General features: G+C 67.3%; 19 protein-coding genes. 7 read left to right on the forward strand and 12 right to left on the reverse strand.

The window, feature by feature from the left end; genetic code table 11:
* The first annotated feature begins 145 nt into the window (after positions 1-145).
* Together FHT19_RS12165 and FHT19_RS12170 are read left to right on the forward strand one after the other, a co-directional pair.
* Positions 146-2,521 (forward strand): TonB-dependent receptor, encoded by a 2,376-nt coding sequence (locus FHT19_RS12165; RefSeq protein ID WP_248290431.1) that lies wholly within the window; start codon positions 146-148, stop codon positions 2,519-2,521.
* A 67-nt stretch (positions 2,522-2,588) separates the two neighbouring features.
* A complete protein-coding gene (locus FHT19_RS12170; RefSeq protein ID WP_169475327.1) occupies positions 2,589-4,562 on the forward strand; it encodes a glycoside hydrolase family 3 N-terminal domain-containing protein in 1,974 nt (657 codons plus the stop codon).
* Between the two features lie 22 nt (positions 4,563-4,584).
* On the opposite strand, the gene FHT19_RS12175 is transcribed toward FHT19_RS12170, so the two are convergent.
* The gene (locus FHT19_RS12175) at positions 4,585-5,451 is read right to left on the reverse strand and encodes an SDR family oxidoreductase (protein WP_169475328.1); all 867 of its coding nucleotides are present in this window, start codon (positions 5,449-5,451) and stop codon (positions 4,585-4,587) included.
* 77 nt (positions 5,452-5,528) lie between these two features.
* On the opposite strand from FHT19_RS12175, the gene FHT19_RS12180 reads away from it, so the two are divergent.
* Positions 5,529-5,960, forward strand: coding sequence for a helix-turn-helix domain-containing protein (locus tag FHT19_RS12180; RefSeq protein ID WP_248290432.1), 432 nt, complete (start codon positions 5,529-5,531; stop codon positions 5,958-5,960).
* 2 nt (positions 5,961-5,962) lie between these two features.
* Here FHT19_RS12180 and FHT19_RS12185 read toward each other — a convergent pair whose 3' ends face one another.
* The 9 genes from FHT19_RS12185 to FHT19_RS12225 form a co-directional block, all read right to left on the reverse strand.
* The gene (locus FHT19_RS12185; RefSeq protein ID WP_169475329.1) at positions 5,963-7,081 is read right to left on the reverse strand and encodes a zinc-binding dehydrogenase; all 1,119 of its coding nucleotides are present in this window, start codon (positions 7,079-7,081) and stop codon (positions 5,963-5,965) included.
* A gap of 150 nt (positions 7,082-7,231) precedes the next feature.
* Complete coding sequence (locus FHT19_RS12190) at positions 7,232-7,768, reverse strand: VOC family protein (protein ID WP_168557339.1); 537 nt, start codon at positions 7,766-7,768, stop codon at positions 7,232-7,234.
* Between the two features lie 19 nt (positions 7,769-7,787).
* On the reverse strand, positions 7,788-9,209 hold the full coding sequence (locus FHT19_RS12195) for a 2-oxo acid dehydrogenase subunit E2 (RefSeq protein ID WP_169475330.1): 1,422 nt from the start codon (positions 9,207-9,209) through the stop codon (positions 7,788-7,790).
* Between the two features lie 10 nt (positions 9,210-9,219).
* Positions 9,220-10,233, reverse strand: coding sequence for an alpha-ketoacid dehydrogenase subunit beta (locus FHT19_RS12200; RefSeq protein ID WP_168557337.1), 1,014 nt, complete (start codon positions 10,231-10,233; stop codon positions 9,220-9,222).
* Between the two features lie 18 nt (positions 10,234-10,251).
* Positions 10,252-11,235, reverse strand: a complete 984-nt coding sequence (locus FHT19_RS12205) for a thiamine pyrophosphate-dependent dehydrogenase E1 component subunit alpha (protein WP_169475331.1) — start codon at positions 11,233-11,235, stop codon at positions 10,252-10,254.
* Between the two features lie 38 nt (positions 11,236-11,273).
* On the reverse strand, positions 11,274-12,494 hold the full coding sequence (locus FHT19_RS12210) for an acyl-CoA dehydrogenase family protein (RefSeq protein WP_169475332.1): 1,221 nt from the start codon (positions 12,492-12,494) through the stop codon (positions 11,274-11,276).
* A gap of 5 nt (positions 12,495-12,499) precedes the next feature.
* Complete coding sequence (locus tag FHT19_RS12215; RefSeq protein WP_169475333.1) at positions 12,500-13,651, reverse strand: thiolase family protein; 1,152 nt, start codon at positions 13,649-13,651, stop codon at positions 12,500-12,502.
* Positions 13,648-14,040, reverse strand: a complete 393-nt coding sequence (locus tag FHT19_RS12220) for an OB-fold domain-containing protein (protein ID WP_348981784.1) — start codon at positions 14,038-14,040, stop codon at positions 13,648-13,650. Before FHT19_RS12220 ends, FHT19_RS12215 begins: the two co-directional genes overlap by 4 nt.
* Before the next feature lie 192 nt (positions 14,041-14,232).
* Positions 14,233-15,003, reverse strand: coding sequence for a LuxR C-terminal-related transcriptional regulator (locus FHT19_RS12225; protein WP_168557561.1), 771 nt, complete (start codon positions 15,001-15,003; stop codon positions 14,233-14,235).
* A 117-nt stretch (positions 15,004-15,120) separates the two neighbouring features.
* Between FHT19_RS12225 and FHT19_RS12230 the strand changes: the two genes are divergently transcribed.
* Both FHT19_RS12230 and FHT19_RS12235 read left to right on the forward strand, forming a co-directional pair.
* Entirely contained in the window at positions 15,121-16,260 is a 1,140-nt protein-coding gene (locus FHT19_RS12230) for an acyl-CoA dehydrogenase (RefSeq protein ID WP_169475334.1), read from the forward strand.
* Between the two features lie 146 nt (positions 16,261-16,406).
* The gene (locus FHT19_RS12235; protein ID WP_169475335.1) at positions 16,407-17,339 is read left to right on the forward strand and encodes a hypothetical protein; all 933 of its coding nucleotides are present in this window, start codon (positions 16,407-16,409) and stop codon (positions 17,337-17,339) included.
* A gap of 17 nt (positions 17,340-17,356) precedes the next feature.
* On the opposite strand, the gene FHT19_RS12240 is transcribed toward FHT19_RS12235, so the two are convergent.
* On the reverse strand, positions 17,357-18,874 hold the full coding sequence (locus tag FHT19_RS12240; RefSeq protein WP_169475336.1) for an altronate dehydratase family protein: 1,518 nt from the start codon (positions 18,872-18,874) through the stop codon (positions 17,357-17,359).
* 76 nt (positions 18,875-18,950) lie between these two features.
* Between FHT19_RS12240 and uxaC the strand changes: the two genes are divergently transcribed.
* Positions 18,951-20,384 carry a glucuronate isomerase gene (gene uxaC / locus FHT19_RS12245; protein WP_169475337.1) on the forward strand — a complete coding sequence of 478 codons (1,434 nt, stop codon included), beginning with the start codon at positions 18,951-18,953 and terminating at the stop codon, positions 20,382-20,384.
* Entirely contained in the window at positions 20,384-21,799 is a 1,416-nt protein-coding gene (locus tag FHT19_RS12250) for a mannitol dehydrogenase family protein (protein WP_169475338.1), read from the forward strand. Before uxaC ends, FHT19_RS12250 begins: the two co-directional genes overlap by 1 nt.
* Here FHT19_RS12250 and FHT19_RS12255 read toward each other — a convergent pair whose 3' ends face one another.
* Positions 21,800-22,852, reverse strand: coding sequence for a LacI family DNA-binding transcriptional regulator (locus FHT19_RS12255; RefSeq protein ID WP_169475339.1), 1,053 nt, complete (start codon positions 22,850-22,852; stop codon positions 21,800-21,802).
* Positions 22,853-22,866 lie beyond the last annotated feature (14 nt).

A 22,866-nucleotide genomic window follows, 5' to 3' on the forward strand; every position in this document is an offset into this window, starting at 1 on the left:
GCCGTCGGCGCCATCCATGGCCGCCGGGTTTTGCACATGAGCGCGCAAAATCAAGTTGACAGCGATGACATCTTCCGAGATTTAGCGCTAAATTAGATGGTCACCACAGTGGCCTTGTCAACGATGAACACAATGGGAGGATGTTTTGAAAGTTCGCACCCGAGTTCTGCTTGCCGCCGGTTCGCTCGTCGCGCTGTCGCATGCGGCGGCCCACGCCCAGGCCGCCCCGCAGGATGGCGCGGTCGTTGCCGATGCCGCCACGGCCCAGGCCAGTGCCGCCGCGCCCGACGCCGGTGAAATCATCGTGACCGCCACGCGCGAAAACACACTGCTGTCCAAGACCCCGGTGGCAATCACCGCGATCGGCGGCGACAGCCTGACCAAGACCGGCGTGACCAATGCCACGCAGCTCACCGAAGTGGCGCCCAACCTGTCGATCGACCGCGGCGGTTCGGCCGGCCTGCAGATCACCATTCGCGGCGTGAGCAGCACCGACAATTCGGAAAAGGGCGATCCTTCCGCCGGCTTCGTGGTCGATGGCGTGTTCCTCGCCCGCCCGCAGGCGCAGGAAGTCAGCTTCTTCGATCTCGATCGCGTGGAAGTGCTGCGCGGGCCGCAGGGCACGCTTTATGGCCGCAACACCACGGCCGGCCTGGTCAGCCTGATTTCGGCCGCGCCGCGCCTGGGCAAGTTCAGCGCCAGCTTCGATGGCACCTATGGCAATTTCAACACGATCCAGGCCACCGGCGTCGTCAACGTGCCGGTGGGCGAAAGCGTGGCCGTGCGCGCGGCGGTGAATTACGACCGGCGCAACAGCTATGTCTACCACGGCGTTTCCCCCTATACGCTTGACCCTGCCAAGGAAAACCTGTCGGGCCGCCTCTCCGTGCTGATCGAGCCGAGCGATCGCGTGCGCCTGGTGGTGCGTGGCGACTACAGCTCGATCAAGGGCCACCCCGGTGCCGGCGTGCTGCTTTCCAACCTGTACCAGGCGCCGTTCAGTGTGCCTGCCGATGGCCAGCTGGGCACCGATCCGCTGGTGCGCTCGGGCCGCAGCGCGCGCGATGTCAGCACGCTGACTTATCCCGAACGCTGGCAATCGCTGCGCGACAACAACACCTGGGGCGTGCAGGGCGATCTCAAGCTGGATCTGGCCGATTGGCTGACGCTGAACTACATCGGTTCCTACCGCGAACTGACGCGTGACGAACAGTTCACCGGTTTGACCGGGGTGAACCGCACGACCGGCGCGATCGTCACGTCGCCGCAGACTTTTGACGGCAGCTACAACCAGAATTCGCAGGAACTGCGCTTTGCGATCAACACCGGCGGGCTCAAGCTCCAGACCGGCGCCTATTACTTCAAGGAAAAGTCGGACATTTCCTTCCTGCTCTATGGCACCCAGGGGTTCCAGCAGGGGCAGCGCGGCTATATCTTCGGCTTTCCACAAAAGACCAATTCGGAATCCTTCGCCCTGTTCGGCCAGGGCACCTACAGCCTGGCCGATGCCTTCCGCCTGACCGGCGGCGTGCGCTGGACCAAGGACAAGAAGCGCCGCGTGGGCGCCACGATCTACCACGCCAACGTCGACGATCCGCTCGATTTCACCACCGGCACCCAGGCCGGCACCACCAACCCGCGCGGCGTGCAGGATTCGCTCAACAACGCGGAAGTGAGCTACAGCAAGATCACCTGGCGCGGTGGCTTCGAATTCGATGCGGCGCCCACCACGCTGGTCTACGGCACGGTTGCCACGGGCTACAAGGCCGGCGGGTTCAACGATGGCTGCCTGGCCGGGACCGCCAATTGCAACGGCAGCGCGGTGACGACGCCCGATCTGCTCTATTACCAGCCCGAAACGCTCACGTCCTACGAAGCCGGCTTCAAGGCGCGCATCGGCGGCAATGCCCTGCGCCTCAACGGCAGCGTGTTCCATTACGACTACACCAACCTGCAGCTCTCGCAGCTGACCCTGGTTGCCGGATCGCCGGTGCAGCGCACGCTCAACGCCGGGCGCGCCAAGGTTGATGGGGTCGAACTGGAAAGCGTGATCAAGCCCGCGCGCAACCACCAGATCGATCTTTCGGTGAACTGGCTCAACGCCCGTTATACCGACTACCTGATCGATTCGGCCGGGCCGCTGACCGCGCAGTTCGCCGGCAAGAAGCTCGACCGTTCGCCCGAATGGACGGTGTTTGCCGGTTATACCTGGACGATTCCCCTGGGCGATGGCGATGTGCAGCTGGGTGCGCGCACCCGCATGTCGGCCAGCTATGTCATCACCGCGCCCGCCTTGCGCGCGCAGTTCCGCCAGCCGGCCTTTACCAAGACCGATCTGAGCGCAACCTACAATGCGCCGGGCGGGGCCTGGTATCTCCAGGGCTTTGTGCGCAACATCGAAAACCGGCTCACGCTGTCGAGCGCACAGATCGTTGCCAATTTCGGCGGGACGTTCGACGATGGCACGGCGCAGCTTTCCGATCCGCGCCTTTACGGCGTGCGCGCGGGCCTGCGTTTCTGATCCACCCTGTGGGGCCGTGCCGATCCACGCACGGCCCCGCTTTTTGCCTTTGGGAAAGTCCTTGCCGATGAAGCGTGCCGCTGCCTTGCTGATCGCCCCGTTGCTGGCCCAGGTTCCTTCCGGCATGCTGGCGGCCCGGCCCGCCTTGCCCCCGCAGCCGGCGATCGCGGCCGATACGGGGCCGGTGCTGACCGTTGCTGGCGCACGCTTCCGCGATCTCAATCGCAATGGCCGGCTCGATCCCTACGAGGATTGGCGCCTGCCGGTGGCGCGCCGGGTGGCCGATCTTGTCGCGCGGATGACGCTGGCGGAAAAGGCCGGGGCGATGATGCACGGCTCGCTTGCCGCGCGGGACAACGTGGTGGGCGCTTCCACCCTGGGTTACGATGTCGCGGCAGCGCAGGCCGCGATCGATGGGCAGCACATTACCAGCTTCATCACGCGCCTGGCCGTAACGCCCGAACGGATGGCAGAGGAAAACAATGCCTTGCAGCGTCTGGCCGCCAAGACGCGGCTGGGCATTCCCCTCACCATCAGCACCGATCCACGCCACCATTTCCAGGTGACGGTGGGCGCCAGCGCGGCCGCCAGCGGCTATTCGCAATGGCCCGAAACGCTGGGCTTTGCCGCATTGGCCGATGCCGGCCTGATGCATCGCTTTGCCGATCAGGCGCGCCGCGAATACCGGGCCAGCGGCATCCACATGGCGCTTTCGCCCCAGGCGGACTTGTTCACCGATCCGCGCTGGCCGCGCGGCACCGGCACGTTTGGCGCCAATGCCGATCTCGCCGCCAAGATGGTGCAGGCCTATGTCAGCGGGTTCCAGGGCAGCGCCACGACCCTGGCCCACGATGGCGTGGCCACCGTGGTCAAGCACTGGGTGGGCTATGGCGCCAATCCGCAAGGGTTTGATGGGCACAATTATTATGGCCGCATGGCGGTGCACGACGATGCCACGCTCAAGACGCATATCCGCCCGTTCCTGGGCGCGTTCGCGGCCGGCGTGGCAGGGGTCATGCCCACGTACGACATCGTCAGCGGGCCGAGCGTGGCGGGCAAGCCGCTGGAGCCGGTGGCCGCCGGCTACAACGCGCAGTTGCTGGGCCTGCTGCGCAAGGATTATGGCTACAAGGGGCTGATCCTGTCGGACTGGGGCATCACCCGCGATTGCACCCCGGCCTGCCGCGCGCCAACCGCGCCGCAGACGCCGAACGAGATCGCCATGCCGTGGGGCGTGGAAGACCTGACGCCGGCGCAACGCTATGCCAAGGCCACCAATGCCGGGATCGACCAGTTCGGTGGCGTTACCGAACCCGAGTGGATCATCAAGGATGTCCAAGCCGGGACGATTCCGCTCGCCCGCGTGAACGCGGCGGTGGCGCAGGTCATGGCGCTCAAGTTCAAGCTGGGACTGTTCGACAATCCGCTGGTCGATCCGGCCGCCGCGCGCAATATCGCGCCGCCTGCGGTGATGGCGCAAGGGCGCCAGGCCCAGGCGCAGGCGCAAGTCCTGCTGCGCAACGAGGGCGGGCTGCTGCCGCTCGCCGCCGGCACGCGCGTGTTCCTCAAGGGCATCGATCCGGCCCAGGCGAAGGCGCATGGGCTGGTCGTGGTCGATCGCGCGGCCGATGCGCAAGTGGCGCTGATGCGTGCCGATACCCCTTCGGAACGGCTGCACCCCAACTATTTCTTCGGTTCGCGCCAAAAGGAAGGGCGCCTCGATTTCCGCCCCGGCAACGCGGATTACGATGCCGTGGCGGCCATTCCCGCCAGCGTGCCGGTGGTGCTCGCCGTGTTCCTCGATCGCCCGGCGATCCTCACCGATATCCTGCCCAAGACCCGGGCCGTGCTGGGCAATTTCGGAGTGAGCGACGAAGGCCTGCTCGACGTCGTCACGGGGCGCGAAACCGCGCGCGGGCGCCTGCCGTTCGAACTGCCGCGCTCGATGGCGGCAGTGGAAGCGCAGAACCCGGCGGTGGGCGATGACACCGTCGATCCGCTGTTCCCGTTCGGCGTTGGCCTGGGGGCGGGGCCGCAATAGGCCACGCCGCCCAGGCCATTGCTCAAGCCTGTGCGGGCGCCAGCGCAGCCGCCAGGAACCCACGCCACGGCGCGGTGGGGCGGCCGATCAGGCGCGACAGGGTGTGGCTGTCGTCGAACAGGCTGCCTTGCCCGGCGCAGGCGTCGGAATCGGCCAGGATCGCAGCCAGCGGTTCGGGCAGTCCAGCCTGGACCAAGCCGGCCTGCAGCGCTTCCTTGGGCAGATCGACATAGCTGACCGGCTTTCCGGAAATGTCGGCCAGCGCGGCGGCCAGGTCTGCCATGGTGAAGCTTTCGTCCCCAGCCAGTTCCAGCACCTGGCCATCGTGGCCACCGGCCAGGACGAGGGCGGCCGCCACGGCATAATCTTCACGCGCGGCGGGCGACACCCGGCCGGTTCCCGACGCGCCATAAAGCTGCCCGCTGGCCAGCGCGGGCCCGGCGCCCATCAGGTAGTTTTCCAGATACCAGCCGTTGCGCAGAACAGTGTGGACGATGCCGCTTTCCGCCAGCAGCCGTTCGGTGATCGCGTGTTCGCGTGCGATCAGCATCGGGCTTTTGGCGGCATCGAGCACCGACGTATAGGCGATGAAGCCAACCCCGGCTGCCTTGGCCGCGTCGATCACGGCGGTGTGTTGCGGCACGCGCGCGCCGATTTCCGAGCCGGAAATGAACAGCACGCGATCCACCCCGGCAAAGGCGTCTGCAAGCGATGCGGGATCGTTGTAATCGCCCCGCCGCACCTGGATGCCGCGCCCGGCAAAGCGCTGCGCCGCTTCATCCGAACGCACCAGCGCGATGATCGAAGCGGGGTCCACCAGCGTGGCGAGGGTATCGATGGCGAGCTGGCCAAGTTGGCCCGAAGCGCCGGTAACGAGGTGGGTGGTCATGGCACGATGATCCTTCTAAAGCGGAGTGCAAGTCTCAGATAGAGACTTGATCGCGGCCGTGAAGGAGGCAGTTTTTCGTGACGAGGTTACCTCCAGAGAACCTTGCCCGGGCCGTGGCGCCCGACAATCCGATGGCGGTGTGGCGCCAGGCCGGCTTCGATCCGCACGATTGCCCGGTGCGCAATATTCTCGATCATATCGCCGCCAAGTGGACCGTGCTGATCCTGCTGGAACTGCACCTGGGCCCGCAGCGATTCAATGGGCTGCTGCGGGCATTGCCCGATATCTCGCGCCGCATGCTGACCCAGGGTTTGCGCGATCTGGAACGCGACGGCCTGATCGACCGCACCGTGTTCGACACGCGCCCACCGGCGGTGGAATACCGCCTGACACCGCTGGGCCAGTCGCTGATGGGGCCGCTCCTGGCACTGGTCGGCTGGTCGACCGACCACGGACAAGTCATCGCCAGCGCACGCGCGCGTTTCGATAGCGCCGCTGACGCTGCCTGAGCTTATTCCTGGGGCAGGATCAGGTATTTCGAACCGGTGGCGCGGCGGGTGAAATCGCGCACCACGTCTTCGTCCAGCACGCGCGACAGCGGCACTTGCGTCTTGTAGTTCGACGCGAAGATCGTGGTCAGGTCCTGGCCCACGCGGGCCTGCATGCGCGCGCGGACTTCGGGGCCCAGCTCTTCCATACGCGGAAACAGCAGCCAGCCCGAAACGTCCCAGACAAAGCCGATGTCGCGCGGCAGCGTGATCGGCCCGGTATCGAGCATGCCATAGACATAGGCGCGCTTTTTGGCGGTGGAGCCATAGCGGGAATAGGCCCACGCCGCCGCACGGCCCACTTGTTCCATGGTCGAAAGGATCGTGCCCAGCACCGGGCCGCCGCCGATGGCGTCGAACACGGTATCGGCGCCGGTCGCTTCCAGCGCCTGGCGCAGGTCTTCGCGGAACGTGGGGCTGGCACTGTCCACCACATGGGCGGCGCCGATGCCTTCGAGCAGGTCGGCCTGCTCGGCCTTGCGCACCACGTTGACCAGGGGAATGCCTTCGGCCGCGCACAGGCGCACCAGCATCTGGCCCAGGTTCGATGCCGCGGCAGTGTGGATGATGCCCTTGCCGCCCACGCTGCGCAGCGTTTCGACAAAGCCCACCGCCGTCAGCGGGTTGACGAAAGCGGCCGCGCCATCGCGCGCGCTGGTGCCTTCGGGCAGGACCATGCAGCTTGCTGCCGGCACCACGCGGTGGCGGGCATACATGCCACCCGCCACGGTCGCCACGCGCTTGCCCACCAGCGCCTGTGCCGCCGCGCCCGATCCGGCCGCGATCACCGTGCCGGCGCCTTCGCTGCCCACGGGCATTACCTCGCCAATGCGTCCGGCCAGCGCGGCCATGCCGGCGGGCGAAACCGGCGCTTCCACCTGGCCGGGGGCGAACACGGCGTCGTCGATCCGGGCGGAGCTGAACAGCAGGCCCAGGTCTGACGGATTGATCGGCGCGGCTTCCACCGCGATGACCACGTCGTTCTCCCCAGGCGCGGGCAGCGGCATGTCCGTGAGCGCCGCCACGATCTTGCCGCCTTCATGGACCTGGCTGGTGAGGACGAGGGTGGTTTGCGGCAGCATGGGCACTCCTTGGTATTGGGCGTGGAATTTCGTTCGAACGCACGTCACCCCGGACTTGATCCGGGGTCCGGCTTCTTCCGACATGGAGCGAAGACAAAGCGGCACCCCGGGTCAAGCCCGGGGTGACGAAAGACGGTCTGGATTTCCTTCCTACCCCAGCTTGCGCAGGGGATCGCTGCCGTCCCAGTCGCGCGCGGCCTCGCGCATCATGGCAAACAGGCCCGCGCCGCCTTCCATCAGCTTGACATATTCGATCACGCCGCCCGGCCCGGCGCCGGCATCGGCATAGATCACCCCGCCGGTTTCGCCCACTTTGCCTTCGATCAGGATCGTGGCGCCGGCTTCGGCCAGCGCGGCGCGCACCGGCTCCAGGTCGTCAACCTCGACGCACACGTGGTGCAGCCGGTCGGTGACGGCATAGGGCCCGGTATAGATCGACGGCGCATCGTTTTCCGGGCGGATCAGTTCGATCTGCATATCCCCCCAATAGCCCCAGGCCGCGGCAAAGCGCGCGTCGCTTGGCTGTCCCAGATAGGTCATGTCGGTCAGCGTGATGCCTTCCATCACGAAGAACGGCCCGGCGCCGACCACCCGCGTCCAGTAATCGATCGCCGCATCGAAATCGGCGGGCAGGTAGGCCATCTGGAAGATCGGGCCGAACTGCGTGAGGGGGCCGCGCTGGGACATGGGGATCTCCGTGTGAAAGTCAGGCAAACAGGCGCTCGGGGGTTTCGAGCAGGTCTTTGAGTGTGGCGAGGAACGCCGCGCCCGCTGCGCCGTCGATGGCGCGGTGATCTACCGAGAGCGTGAGCGCCAGCCGCGTTTCAAAGCCAACGCCGCCGCCGGGCAATTCGCAAGGGGTGCGCGCCGCCGCGCCCACCGCCAGAATCGCGGCCTGGGGTGGATTGATGATCGCGGCAAATTCCTCCACCCCGAACATGCCGAGGTTGGAGATGGAAAACGTGCCGCCATCCATGTCCTCGAACGCCAGCTTGCCGGCCTGCGCCTTGTCGATCAATGCGCGGGTGGCCGTGGCGATGGCGGCGATGGGCTGGCGATCGGCCTGGCGCACGATCGGCGTGACCAGGCCCTTGGGGCTCGCGACGGCGATGGCGATATCGGCATGGGCAAAGCGGTGCACGCTTTCACCGTGCACCTGCACGTTGACATCGGGATGCTGCGCCAGGGCCAGCGCGGTGGCGCGCACCAGATAGTCGTTGATCGTGGCCTTGCTGCCAAGAACGAGATTGGCTGTCTTGCGCAGGGCCAGCAGTTCATCCAGCCGCGCGCTGGAGCGCAGGTAGAAGTGGGGAATCTGCTGCTTGGCTTGCGTCAGGCGCTGGGCCACCACCTTGCGCACACGATCGAACGGCGCCACCACTGGCGGATTGGGCACCAGGGCAAAGGGCGCGGGCGCAGCGGGCGCCGGGATCAGGGCGAGGACATCGGCCTTGGCAATGCGGCCGCGCGGGCCAGAGCCTTTTACGCCCACAAGACTGATGCCGTGCTGGGCGGCCAGCCGCCGGGCGAGGGGGGAGGCGAAGACCTTGGCGTCTTCCTCCACCACGGCGAGCGTGCCGTGCAGCGCGGGGATGGCCGGCGCACGCAATGCCTGCTGCACGTCCTGCAAGGTGATGCGCCCATCGCGGCCCGGTCCGGTGATCGGCTCGATGTCGAGCCCGGTTGCCTCGGCCAGCTTGCGCGCTTCCGGGCTGATGGCGCGGTTGGTGAGCAAGGGCTTGGTGACCGGGGGCTGGGGCGCCGGAGCTTGCGCTGCCGGGGCCGGCGCTGCGGCAGGCGCGGCGCCACCACGCGCGGCGGCGCTGGCTTCGGCCGGGCGGAAAGCAGCGATGAACGCATCGATCTCGGCCGCGCTCGTGCCCGGTTCGGCCAATACGGCGAGCAGCGCGCCAACGGGCTGCGCGTCCCCCCCGGCGGGCACCAGCACGCGGGCCAGCACGCCATCCCATTCGGCTTCGACTTCGTTGGTGATCTTGGCGGTTTCGATCAGGCACAGAAGCTGGCCACGGGAAAAGGCCGAGCCTTCCTCCAGCTTCCATTCGGCGAGGGTTCCCTCGGTCATCTCGATGCCCCACTTGGGCATACAGAAGGGGCGGATGTCAGGCATGCGGCCCTCCTCAGCGCCAGGCCAGAACGCGGCGCACGGCATCCTCGATCTTGTCGATCGAGGGCAAGTACGCGCTCTCCAGCTCGCGCGCGAACGGGATGGGGGTGTGCGGCGGGGTAACCTGCAGCGGCGGCGCCTTGAGGCTGGAAAACGCCTTTTCCGCCACCAGCGCGCGCAAGTCTGCGGCCAGGCCGCAGCGCGGCGGCGCTTCGTCCACCACGATCAGGCGGCCGGTCACTTCCACGCTGTCGAGAATGGCTTCCTCGTCCAGCGGGCTGGTGGTGCGCAAGTCGATCACGTCGCAGCCGATGCCCTCGGCAGCCAGGCGGTCGGCCGCCGCCTCGCACATGCCGAGCAGCAGGCCGGTCGAGACGATCGTCACGTCGCCACCCGCGCGGGTGAGGCGCGCGTGGCCGAACGGGATCATGAAGTCCGGGTCGTCGGGCACTTCGCCGCTGGTCGCGTAAAGCGCCTTGTGCTCCAGGAAGATCACCGGATCATCGTCGCGGATGGCGGTGCGCAGCAGGCCTTTCACATCGGCCGGGGTGGCTGGCATCACCACTTTGAGGCCGGGCATGCCGGTCAGGATCTGGTGGACCGACTGGCTGTGCTGGGCCGCGGCGTTGAAGCCCGCGCCATAGGCCATGCGGATCACCGCCGGGCAGCGCGTCTTGCCGCCGAACATATAGCGGAACTTGGCAATCTGGTTCCACAGCTGGTCGAGGCACACGCCGATGAAGTCGGCAAACATCAGTTCGGCCACCGGCCGCTTGCCCGATAGTGCCAGGCCCGCCGCCGCGCCGATGATCGCGCTTTCCGAAATCGGCGTGTCGATCACGCGGGTGGGGCCAAACCGGTCATAAAGGCCGGTAGAGGTTGACCAGATCCCGCCGATCGCTTCGGGTCCACCGGCCGTCCCCATGCCGCCCACCACGTCTTCGCCCAGCACCACCACATCGGGGTCGCGCGCCATTTCCTCCATAATGGTGGAAAGCACGGCATCGCGGTACATCATCTTGGTCATCGTATCCGCTCCCCGCGATCAATAGCTGATGTAGACGTCGGCCAGCACGTCTTCGGCCGTGGGGCGCGCGGCGGCGCGCGCGGCGGCCACCGCTGCCTCGATCGCGTCCAGCACCTCGGTGTCGAGCGTGTCGATCTCGGCATGGTCAAGCAGGCCTGCTGCCGTAACCGCCGCGCGAAACCGCTTGAGGCAATCGCGCTCGGCGCGGATGCGATCGAGTTCGCCCGGCCCGCGATAGCGCTGCGGATCGCCTTCGAAATGGCCGAAGAAGCGCTCGGTATCGAATTCCACCGCCACCGGCCCGCCGCCGGCGCGCACGTGGGCCAGTACCTCGCGCATGGTGTCGTGCACGGCAAAGAAATCGGTGCCGTCGGCACGCCAGGCTTTCATGCCAAAGGCTTGCGCCCGGCTGGCGATGTCCTGCGCCGTGCCCACGGCATAGGAAAAGCCGGTGTGTTCGGAATAGTGGTTGTTCTCGAACACGAAGATGCATGGCGCCTGGGTCACGACGGCGAGGTTCATCGCCTCGAACGTGGTGCCCTGGTTGCAGGCGCCATCGCCGGAAAAGGCGATGGCCACGTTGAGGCCATCGGGGCCGGGGCCATCGGCGCGGCTGGCCAGCGCCGCGCCCACCGCGATGGGCGCGCCGGCGCCGACGATGCCATTGGCGCCCAGCATGCCCTTGTCGGCGTCGGCAATGTGCATCGAGCCGCCCTTGCCCTTGCATAGGCCCTCGCGGCTCCCCCAGATTTCCTTCATCATTCCTTCCACGTCGCAGCCCTTGGCCAGGCAATGGCCATGGCCACGGTGGGTGGAAACGATGCGATCCTGCGTGCCCAGATGCGCGCAGACGCCCACCGCCACGGCTTCCTGCCCGCAATAGAGGTGGGTGAAGCCGGCGATCTCGCCGGTCTGGATTTCCACGTGCAGCCTTTCCTCGAACTCGCGGATGGTCTTCATCGCGCGATAGGCGTTCAGCAGGGCTTCCCGGCTCAGTTGCATTCCCGACTCCCGACGGTTCTGTTTTGCCTGTTCATGGCTTAAAGATGCAGCACGGTCTTGGCGATGATCCCGGCCTGCACCTCGTTGGTGCCGCCAAAGATCGTCCAGGCACGACTGTTGAGATAGCGCGCGGCAGCGACCTGGCTTTGCCCGCCATGCACCGGCACAGGGGCGCCGGGCCCATAGAGCGGGCGCTGGCGTTCCAGTTCCAGCCCGGCCAGGCCGAGCAAGTCCATCGCCAAGAGGTCGATATCCTGCCGCAGGTTCGAGGCCAGCAGCTTGACCAGCGAGGTTTGCGGCCCCGGCTTTTGCCCATGGGCGATTTCCGAAAGGATCTTCAGCTCGATCATTTCGAGCGATTCCACCCCCAGGCGGATGCGCGCCACGCGCCGGCGCCATTCGGCGTTGCCGGCCATCGTGCCGCCGTGGCCATCGCTCTGGCTGACAGCGTCGGCCTCGATCCGGCGCAAGTCATAGGCCAGCTTGGGCGCGTGGCACGAACCGCCGCGTTCGTTTTCCAGCAGGAACTTGGCCAGTTTCCAGCCATCGCCCTCGGCCCCCACGCGGTCGCTCACCGGCACTTCCACGTCTTCCAGGAACACTTGGTTGACTTCGTGATCGCCCGCCAGCGTCAGGATCGGGCGCACCGAGATGCCCGGCTGGTTCATGTCGATGAGCAGGAACGAAATGCCCGCGTTCTTGTGCGCGCTGGCATCGGTGCGCGCCAGGCAGAACATGCGGTTGGCCCAATGGGCATGGGTGGTCCAGATCTTCGATCCGTTGACGACATAGCGCTCGCCGCGTTCGTCGCTGACCCGCACGGCGCGGCATTGCAGGCTGGCCAGGTCCGATCCGCTCGCCGGCTCGGAAAAGCCCTGGCACCAGTAATCCTCGCCCGAGAGGATGCGCGGCAGATAATGCGCCTTCTGTTCGGGCGTGCCAAACGTGTAGATCACCGGGGCCACGAGCTTGAGGCCCAGCACCGTCAGGTTGGGCGCGCCGGCTTCGGCGCATTCCTTTTCGAAGATGTAGCGCTGCACCGGGCTCCACCCCGTGCCGCCGTATTCCTTGGGCCATTGATAGGCGAGCCAGCCCTGCTTGTGCAGCACGGCGTTCCACGCCTGGCCGATGTCGGGCTCCACGAACACCGATGGCGTGGCGGCGGCGCCATCGCGGATCTGCGCTGTCAGGTTTTCGGCCAGGAACGCGCGCACTTCGTCGCGGAACGCCAGGTCTTGGGGAGAGAGATCAAGGTCCATCGGGGCTATTTCTGAAGAATGGTGACGGCAGAGACGCCGGGGGCGCCATAGACATGGCTGTAGGCCGTGCGTGGGCTGCCCGGCACTTGCCGCCCACCGCCCGCGCCACGCAATTGCACAACGTTTTCATAAACCTGGCGCAGGCCAGAAGCGCCGATCGGCTCCCCGCAGGCAAGGCATCCGCCATCGGTGTTGACCGGCAGGGTGCCATCGATGCGCGTCCGTCCTTGCGCCAGCCATTCCTCCTGCGCGCCATCGGGGCAAAAGCCGTTCTCGGCCATGTGCATGATCTCTGCCCCCGCTTCGGTGTCCTGCAACTGCGCCACGGCGATCTCGGCGGGGCCGATGCCCGCCGCCTCGAACGCAGCAGCCGATGCCAGGCGCGTGGCCGTTGCGGTGCCGCCGCCGATATCGATGCTGGGGGCGAAGACTTCGAAACTGCCGGGCGGGCGGGTGCGCATGGTGGCCGCGGCCAGGCGGATGGGTGCGGCGCCCAATTGGCGTGCCTTGCGCTCGCTCGCCAGCACTAGCGCCACGGCGCCTTCGCCCGGCGAGCAGAACATGAACTTGGTGAAGGGATCGGACACCATCGGCGCATCGAGAATTGTGTCGAGCGCCACCGGCTCCCGCCGCCAGGCGTGGGGCGCATGGGCGCCGTTGGCAAAGGCCTTTTCCGCCACCAGGCCGAGCGTGCGGCGCGAAATGCCGTGCAGGTGCATGTAGCGCATGATCTTGGCGGCAAAGAACTGCGTGGTGACCATGTAGCCGGCTTCGCCATACCATTCGGGCAGGTTGTATTCCGCCGGCAGGGCATTGAACGCGCCGCGCGGATGCTTGTCGAAGCCGAGCGCAAGGCCCAGCTCGAACTCGCCCGAACGGATCGCCATCTGCGCCGAAAACAGCGCCGAGCCGCCGGTGGCACAGCCGTTGCGCACATTGATGAACTGCACGCCGGTCAGCCCCAGGTGCGAGACCATGGAGTCGGGATTGCCGGCCGCATCCGATCCGCCATAGGCAAACTGGATATCGCGCCACTCTACCCCGGCATCGGCCAACGCCGCGCGCACGGCGAGCACGCCCTGTTCGAGGCCGGATCGCCCTTCGGTGCGGCCAAACGGATGGATCCCGATCCCCACGATCTCGACGGCCGCGCTCATGCCGCTGCCTCCGCCGGGCGGAACGCGGGCAGCCACAACGGCGTTGCGGCCTGCGCATCAAGCGCCACGCGGGTCAGCACCAGATCCATGCCGATGCGAATGGCGTCGAACGCCACATCCACCAGGCGCGCCTGCACGATTACTTCGCCGGGCAGCTCGACATAGCCGAGCGCCCAGGGGGTGAAGTCTTCCGGCCCGGCATAAGGCGGGCTTTTCGGACGAAAGCGCTGGATGGTGTAAGACCACAGCGTGCCGCACGGCGAAAGCGCGATCGGTTCGAACGCCGGCGCCGCGGGAGCGGGAAACACGATGCGCCCGCTATCCCGCTCGCGCCCACCCATCAGCCGCAAGGGCGCTTCGGGCATGAACAGGGCGGCGGGCTGGGGCAAAGTTTTCCTCTCCTGACAATGCGGGCGCTGTTGTGATTCCGCTTTCCCGATAAAGCCCGCCGGTGCCCCTGCTGGCGACTCTTCAAAACGCTAGGGCCAATCAAAAGGGCAGGGGAAACGGCGCAATTGTGCCGGGCACGGCGCCACGCCGCGCCGAAACGACGCGCGCTATGCTGCGGAAATGCTGCACGCCTACTTGTTGAGCGAAATGTAGCCGAGCTGGGCCGCCTTGAAGACGGTCTGGCTGCGGTTGACCGCGTCCAGCTTGATCGAGGCGTTGTGGATGTGGAAGCGCACCGTGGCGCGGCTGCGGCCGATGATCATGCTGATTTCCAGGTCGGTCTTGCCGATTGCCGCCCAGCGGAGGCACTCCACCTCGCGCTTCGACAGGCGCGAGCCTGGCGGCAAGGCCTGAAGCGAACCCATCGTGTTGACATAGCTGGTGATGAACGTGCGCCCGACCAGGCCGAAGATATCGCCATAGCGGCGGAACAGCGGGCCAAGATCGGTAAGCGACTGGTCCAGCGGATTGAACGAGACCGCGCCGATCTGGCCAAAGGGCAGGTGTACCGGCACGACGATTGCCGCGCGGGTCATCGCCCGGGTTTCGAAGTTGGTGAGGTCTATCGCAGCGAGATAGCGGTTGGGTGCACGGGTGTGGCAGCCCTTCTCGTTCATCCAGAACGGCTCGCTTTCAAAGCGGCAGGCCGTGGTTATCGGCGAATCCAGCGCGATGCGTGGGTTCTGCCACCAGGCCTTTTCGTTGGTCCAGCCGAACACGTCGCGCGCCAGCACGCTGCCATCGGCGTCCATCGGCGTGCGCTTGTCGGCAATGTTGTGCGCGGGCGCGGCTTGCAATCCGCAACTGCGGGCGAGCGCATCGAGCGCTTGCGCCGCGCGGCGGATCTGATCTGGCGCCGTGATACGCACGGCATCAACCCATTCCAGGCTTGGGGCATCCATCTCCAGGACCATCTCTTTTGCCTTCTTTTGATCGGGCGTTGTGAGCCTTCCTAGCCTTTTTCGCAGCGTGGTTGGCCTGTCGGTAGTGCTAGATCGCTTGGCGAGGGAGCAAAACCCATGAATTTCGAGCGCAGCGAAGAAGAAACCATGCTGGCCGACCTGGCCGATCGCTTTGTGGCCGACCGCTATGATATCGAGCGGCGCTGTGCCTATCAGGCGCATCCGCAGGGTTTTTCCCAGGAAAACTGGGACTTGCTCGCTGAATTCGGGCTGATGGCGGCGCCGCTGGACGAGCGCGACGGGGGCATGAACCTGGAAGCGGGAGCGATCGTGGCGCTGTTTGGCGCCCTCGGCCGCGGCCTGGTGACCGAGCCGCTGACCGAAAGCGTGCTCGTGGGCGCACGGCTTTTGCTGGCCGGTGCGGGCGAAGACCTGGCTGCGGCCTGGCGCGAGGGGCTTTCGACCGGCACCCGTCGCGTGGCGCTGGCCCACGCCGAGCCATCGAGTCGCGGCAATGCAGCATGGGTGGAAACGCGCAGCGAAGCCGGGCCGGGAACCGTGCGCCTTTCCGGTATCAAGCATTGCGTGCCAGCGGGCGTGGGCGCCGACGCCTTTGTCGTCAGCGCACGAACTGCCACAAGCGGCGGCAGCGATGGCGTGGGTTTTTACCTGGTACCCGCCGATGTCCCCGGCCTGACGCTCACGCCGTGGCGGATGATCGATGGCAGCGTGGCCGCGCATCTTGCGCTTGATGGCGTCACCGTCCCCGCCGATCACGCGCTCAGTGGCGGGCTTGCCCTGCTCGACCAGGTCATGCCGCTGGCTGATCTGGCCCGCGCCGCAGAGGCGGTGGGCGTCATGCAGCGCATTTTTGACGAGACGCTGGAATATCTGCGCACGCGCAGCCAGTTCAACACGCCCCTGGGCCGTTTCCAGGCGATCCAGCATCGCATGGTGGCGCACTATTGCGCGCTGGAACAATCCAAGGCTTTGCTCAACCTGGCCCTGGTGGGAAGCGGCGATGGCGGTGACCCAGCGTCGCACGCGCACGATTTTGCCCATGCCGTGGCCGGGGCTCGCGCTTTCATCAGCGAAGTCTCGCTGGCGCTGGGCCACGACATGATCCAGTTCCACGGCGGCATGGGCGTGACCGATGAACTGGCGATCGGCCATGGCCACAAGCGCCTGGTGCTGCTGTCGCGCTGGCCCGAAGAACCGCTGGCCAAGCTCGATCGTTATGCAGGCCTGGCGGCCTGAGGCACCGCGGCATCCCCGCAAGGCTTGGCGACATATCGAAAAATCGGCAAGGGGGGATACCCGGCGCGATCGAGGCGCGATAAGAGCATGCGCGCGGGAACAGGGGATTCCCCCATCGCGCGGTTGTTCTTGGTCGGGATCCCATCATGTTGAAGTCCTCGGTGCGTGTTTTCCTGGCGGGCACGGCCTGCGTTGCGGCCCTCGCGCTGCAAGGCTGCGGGCCGGCGCTGTTCCACCACGAAGCCGCCGCGCGCCGCGCGATGCCGGCCAGGGCCCGGGCAGAACCTGCCGCGCCGGCCCCGCAGGCTGAACCGGAACAGGACCAAACCCAGACAGAAACCCAAACCCAAACCGCACCACTGCCACCGCCGGCCGCTGATGCCGAACCCACGCCTCCCGCGTCGGCTCCGGTCAGCCCGCCGCTGGCCGCTCCGCCACCCGAACCGGCGCCTTCTCCCGCACCCGCTCCAGTACCGGCGCCTGCGCCCGCTCCCGTTCCCGCTCCCGCTCCCGCCTATACACCGCCTGCGACACCCGCACCGGTTGCGCCGCCGCCTCCTGCGCCCGAGCCGGTCCCGGAAGCCGCGCCCATCGTCGTGAACCGCTCGCCCGATCCCCCGCCACCGCCGCCACCCCCACCGCCGTCGCCCCCGCCGGTTGCTGTCTCCACGGTCGTGGTGACGGTGTCGCCGCCGTCGGAATGCAAGGATTGCGAGACGGTCAGGCTTTCGGTCTCGCCCACGGGCGAAGTGCTGATCGAGCGCGGCAACTGGGACATGATCCACCAGAAGTGGGTCTATCGCCGCACGCCGACCAAGACCCGGCCACGGAACGCCAATGCCTTCATCGCCGCGCTGGATGGCGATCGGCCGCTGGGGATCAAGGCGGTTTCGGGCAACGCGGGCTGCACCGCCCCAGAAAGCGATGCGGGCGGCAGCGTGGCGCTACGCTGGGTCGATGGTCTGCGCGATGACCGGCTGAACGTGAGCTTTGCCTGCGCGCCTTATGCCGGCAGCACCTGGGAACGCCACGTGCGCGAAGCGGCGGCGCTGCTGTCGTTGAGCCGGCCCATTTTCTAAAGCGCGATGACAAAAACCTAAAGCGTCACGCCGCGTTTCCAGATGCCGATGGCGCGTTCGTCGTTGGCTTCGTTGCGCGCCGGTTCGCCGCTGGCCACGGCGATAATGCGAGCGAGCAGGGCCTGCGCCGCGGCGTCCATGCCGATGTCGAGCGCCTGGCCCGCGTCGAAATCGATCCAGCCGGGTTTGTGCCGGGCCAACGCGGTGTTCGAGGCGATCTTCATCGTCGGCACCGGGCTGCCCAGCGGGGTGCCACGTCCGGTGGAAAACAGCGTGAGCGTGGCGCCGGCCGCGGCCAGCGCGGTGGTGGAAACCGCATCGTTGCCCGGCGCTTCCAGCACGGTGAGGCCAGGGTGGCTGAGTGTCTGGCCATAGTCGATCACGTCGGTAACCGGGGCCTGGCCGCCCTTTTGCACCGCGCCCAGTGACTTTTCCTCCAGCGTGGTGATGCCCCCGGCAATGTTGCCGGGGCTGGGGTTTTCCGAAACCGGCTCTCCATGATCGAGGAAATAGCGCTTGAAGCGGTTGACCAGGGTGGAGAGCCGATCGAACACCTCGGCGCTGGTCGCGCGTTCGAGCAGCAGGGTTTCCGCGCCGAACACTTCGGGAATTTCGGTCAGGATCGCCGCGCCCCCGGCCTGGGTGACGGCATCGGTCATCCGTCCGATCAAGGGATTGGCGCTCAACCCGCTCATCGCGTCAGACCCGCCGCATTTCACGCCCAAGCGCAGCGCGGAAAGCGGCACCGGCGAGCGCCGATCCTGCGCCATCACCGCCAGCAGATCCTCGATATGGCCAAGCCCGGCGGCAAATTCGTCGGCCTCGCTCTGCGCTCGCAGCACGCGCAGGCGCGTCCGCCGTTCGGGCGGAATGCGCGTGAGCAGCGCATCGAGCTGGTTGGATTCGCAGCCGAGGCCGAGCAGCAGCACGCCGCCGGCATTGGGATTCATCGCCAGGGCCGCCAGGATCGCGGCCGTGCCATCCAGGTCAGCGCCCAGTTGTGAACAGCCAAATGGGTGGTTGAACGCATGGACGCCATCGATAGCGGCGCCGGGCAGGGCCGCCGCCATGCCCTGGCCGCGCTGCGCCAGGCGCTCGCCCAGCCGGCCTACGCAGCCCACGGTGGGCAGGATCCACAGCTCGTTGCGCGTGCCCACGCTGCCATCGGCGCGGGCAAAGCCCAGGAACGTGGGCGCATCCCCCGGCGCAACGGGCGCGGTATCCGCGTGGGGGGCAAAGGCATAGGCCAGTTCCCCGCCCAGTGCCGTCTTCAGGTTGTGGCTGTGCACATGCTCGCCCGCCGCGATCGCCTGGGTCGCCAGGCCTATGCGCGCGCCATAACGGTGCACCGGGGCGCCTGCCGAGAGGGAGTGCAGCGCGAACTTGTGCCCCGGCGGCACGGCATCGCGCAACACCACGCGGCTGGTCCCCACGGCAATTGTCTCGCCCGCGTCGAGCGGACGCAGCGCCACGGCAACATCATCGCGCGGGGCGATCTGCAGGGCATCGGGAAGGGTGGTGAGGGCCTCGGTCATGCCGCTGGGATACACTGTTGCCAGCGCTGGCACAACCGGCTAGAGCCCCTTTCGCCGCATGCAAGAGGCTTTTTCGATGCCCAGACTCGACCTTCATCCCGATCGCCTGTTTCCCGCCGATCCCGCCACGCGGGCGATTGCGCGCGAACTCTATGGCCTGGTGGCCAAGGCGCCGATCATCAGCCCGCATGGCCACACCGACCCGGAATGGTTTGCCAGCGATGCGCCCTGGGCCAACGCAACCGAACTGCTGCTCGCGCCCGATCACTACTTGTTCCGCATGCTTTATTCGCAAGGCGTGTCGCTCGATGCGCTGGGCGTGCCGCGCCAGGGTGGCGTGCTGCCCGATACCGATCCGCGTGCGGCCTGGCGCACCTTTGCCAGCCACTGGCACCTGTTTCGCGGCACGCCTTCGGCGATGTGGCTGGGCCATGTCTTTGCCGAGGTCTTCGGGATTACCGAAACGCTCAATGAAACGAGCGCGGACCATTATTACGACGTTATCGGCGAGAGCCTGGCCAGCCCGGCGTTTCGCCCGCGCGCTTTGTTCGAACGCTTCAATATCGAACTGCTCGCCACCACCGAAGGCGCGGCCGACGATCTGGCGCACCACAAGGCCATCCGGGCATCTGGCTGGCAGGGCAATGTGGTCACCACCTATCGCCCGGATTCGGTGATCGATCCCGAACACGATGCCTTTGCCCGCGATATGGCGCGTTTTGCCGAATTGAGCGGAGAGGACGTGACGAGTTGGACCGGCTATCTCGCCGCGCACCGCCGGCGCCGTGCCGATTTCCGCGCGATGGGTGCAACCGCCACCGACCACGGCTTTCTCACCCCGCGCACGGCCAATCTTTCGCGCGCGGAATGCGAGGCGCTGTTTGCCAAAGTCATGGCTGGCCGGTCCGATGCGGCAGAGGCGGAGCTGTTCCGCGCTCAGATGCTGACCGAAATGGCGCGGATGAGCCTGGAGGATGGCATGACCATGCAGATCCACCCCGGCGCCACGCGCAACCACAATGCGCAGCTTTTTGCCAGCCACGGGCGTGACAAGGGCGCCGACATCCCCCGCGCCACCGAATATGTCGAGGCGCTGCGCCCGATGCTCGATCTGTTCGGCAACGAACCGGCGCTCAAGGTCATCCTCTTTACGCTGGATGAAACGACCTATGCCCGCGAACTGGCGCCGCTGGCCGGGCACTATCCGTGCCTCAAGCTGGGGCCGGCCTGGTGGTTCCACGATAGCCCCGAAGGCATGCGCCGGTTCCGCGAAATGACCACGGAAACCGCCGGGTTCTATAACACCGTCGGTTTCAACGACGATACGCGCGCGTTCCTTTCCATCCCGGCGCGGCATGACGTGGCGCGGCGGATCGATTGCGGCTTCCTCGCGCGGCTGGTGGCCGAACACCGCCTGGCCGATTGGGAAGCGGCCGAACTGATCGTGGAATTGACCACGGGGCTGGTGCGGCGCGCCTATGGCCTGCCCACGCCGGAAGGGCAGGGCTGATGCGGCTCTCCCCCGAAACGCTGCAGCTTGTGCCTGCCGAGGTGGCGCGCCCGGCCTATGACCGCACCATGGTACGCCAGGGCGTGGTTCATTTCGGCCCCGGCGCTTTTCACCGCGCGCACCAGGCCGCCGCGTTCGACACCTTGCTGGCCCGCGATCCGCGCTGGGGCATCACCGGAGTCAGCCTGCATTCGCAGGGCGTGGCCCAGGCGCTGAACCCACAGGGCGGGCTCTACACGCTGGCCTTGCTCGATGCACAGACCGATTACCGCGTGATCGGCAGCATCGGTCAGGTGCTTACCGGCGCGGCGCCCGCCGCGATCCTGGCCGCGCTGGCCCATGCCGATACCCGCGTGATCAGCGCGACGGTGACGGAAAAGGGCTATTGCCTGGGCGGCGATGGCGCGCTGGATTTTGCCCATCCGGCCATTGCCGCTGACCTGGCGGCGGCTGGCGGGCCGGGCTGGGTACCGGCCAGCTTCATCGGCTGGCTGGTGCAGGGCCTGGCCGCGCGGCGCGCCGCCGGCCTGCCGGGCGTGACCGTGCTGTCGTGTGACAACGTGACCGACAATGGGCGCAAGCTGGAAGCCGCCACCCTGGCGCTGGCGCAGGCGGTGGATGGCGAAACGGCGCGCTGGATCGGCGATCACGTGCGCTTTCCCAATGCCATGGTGGATTCGATCACGCCGGCCACCGATGATGCGCTGCGCGCGCAGGTGGCCGCGGCAACCGGCCTGGAAGACGCCTGGCCGATCCAGCGTGAACGCTTCACGCAATGGGTGATCGAGGATCGCTTTGCCGGGGAGCGCCCCGCGCTCGACCTGGCGGGCGCGACCTTTGCGGCAGATGTGCGCCCGTTCGAGGCGGCCAAGCTGCGCCTGCTCAACGGCGCGCATTCCTCGCTGGCCTATCTCGGGCTGGGTCTGGGGCATGAAACGGTGGCCCAGGCGATGCAGGATGCGGCGCTCGCCACGTTCGTGGAACGGCTGATGCGCGAGGATATCGCCCCGTCGGTCAAGGCGCCGCCGGGCCTGAACCTGGCGGGGTACACCGGCGATGTACTGGCGCGCTTTGCCAATCCGGCGATCCGGCACCTGTTGGCGCAGATTGCCTGGGATGGCTCGCAGAAGCTGCCCTATCGCCTGCTCGGCACAGTGCAGGACGCGCTCGACGCGGGCCGCCCGATCGACCGGCTGGCCGTGCCGATCGCGGCCTGGCTGCGCTTTCTGGCGGCTGCGGCGCGCGATGGCCGCCCGATCACCGATCCCCTGGCGGGCGAACTCCTGGCCCGCGCGCCCGATTGGCGCGCGGTGCTGGCGATGCCGGCCGTGTTCGGCGCGCTGGGCCACGACGAAGACTTCGTCGATGCCGTGGCGCACGCGCATGCGGCGCTGGAGGAGGGGCGGCTGCCCTGATCAGCTTTTCGGTGCCGGACCAGTCGTTTCGGCCGGCACGATCGCCAGCGTGGGGTGGAACGGCGCTGGCAGGGCCGTGCCTTCGATCCGCGCGATAAGGTGGCGGGTCGCGGCGGCCGCGATGGCATCGAACGGGCGCAGCACCGAGGTTAGCGCCGGGGTGAGCATCTGCGCCAGCATGCTGCCGTCAAAGCCGACGACGGAAAGCTGGTCTGGCACGCCCAGGCCCATCCGCGCTGCCACTTTGAGCACGCCGGCGGCCATGATGTCGTTGGCGGCAAAGATCGCGGTGGGGCGATCCGGCCCGGCCAGCAAGGCTTGCGCGGCCGCCATGCCAGAGGCAAAGCCATAGTCGCCCGCCGTCTCGGCCACGCTGGCATCGGCCGTGCCGGCCGCTTCGCCGATGAAGCCGGCGCGCCGCTCGCGGGCAGAGGCCATGGTGGTGGGGCCGTTGACCAGGCCGAGGCGGCGATGGCCCAGGTCCAGCAAGTGGCGTGCCACTTGCGCGCCGGCCCCACGCTCGTCGCTCAGGATCACGCCGGCAAACCCATCGAGCGGCACCGATGAGACCGCCACCGCCGGCACTTGCGCCCCGTCGAGTGCGCCCGCTAGGCCCGCCACCCCCGAAATCGGCGGCAGCACGATCAGCCCATCCACCCGCGATCGGCCGGCAAAACCAATCACGTCCGCGATCGCCGCGTCTCCTGCCAGCGGCGTGGAGTGCACGATCAGTTCATAGCCTTGCTCGGCGGTGACCGAAACGATGCCGCGCTGGATGGAATCGAGCACCAGTGCGTTGCGATCGTTGTGGATCAGCCCGATCAGGAACGAGCGCCGCATGGCGAGCGCGCGGGCGCGCAGGCTGGGGCGGAAGTGCAGTGCGGCAATTGCCGCCTCGATCCGTTCGCGTGTCTGCGCGTTGACCTTGGGAGACTTGTTGAGCACGCGCGAAACCGTGCGGATCGACACCCCGGCTGCCGCCGCGACATCCTCGATCGTGGGTTCGGCGTGGCGCGCGTGGTCCGCGCCGGGCAGGGGGCTGGGATCGGTCATCCCTGTTCTATGCG

Source organism: Novosphingobium sp. SG919 (assembly GCF_012932495.1).
Taxonomy (GTDB): Bacteria; Pseudomonadota; Alphaproteobacteria; order Sphingomonadales; family Sphingomonadaceae; genus Novosphingobium; species Novosphingobium rhizosphaerae.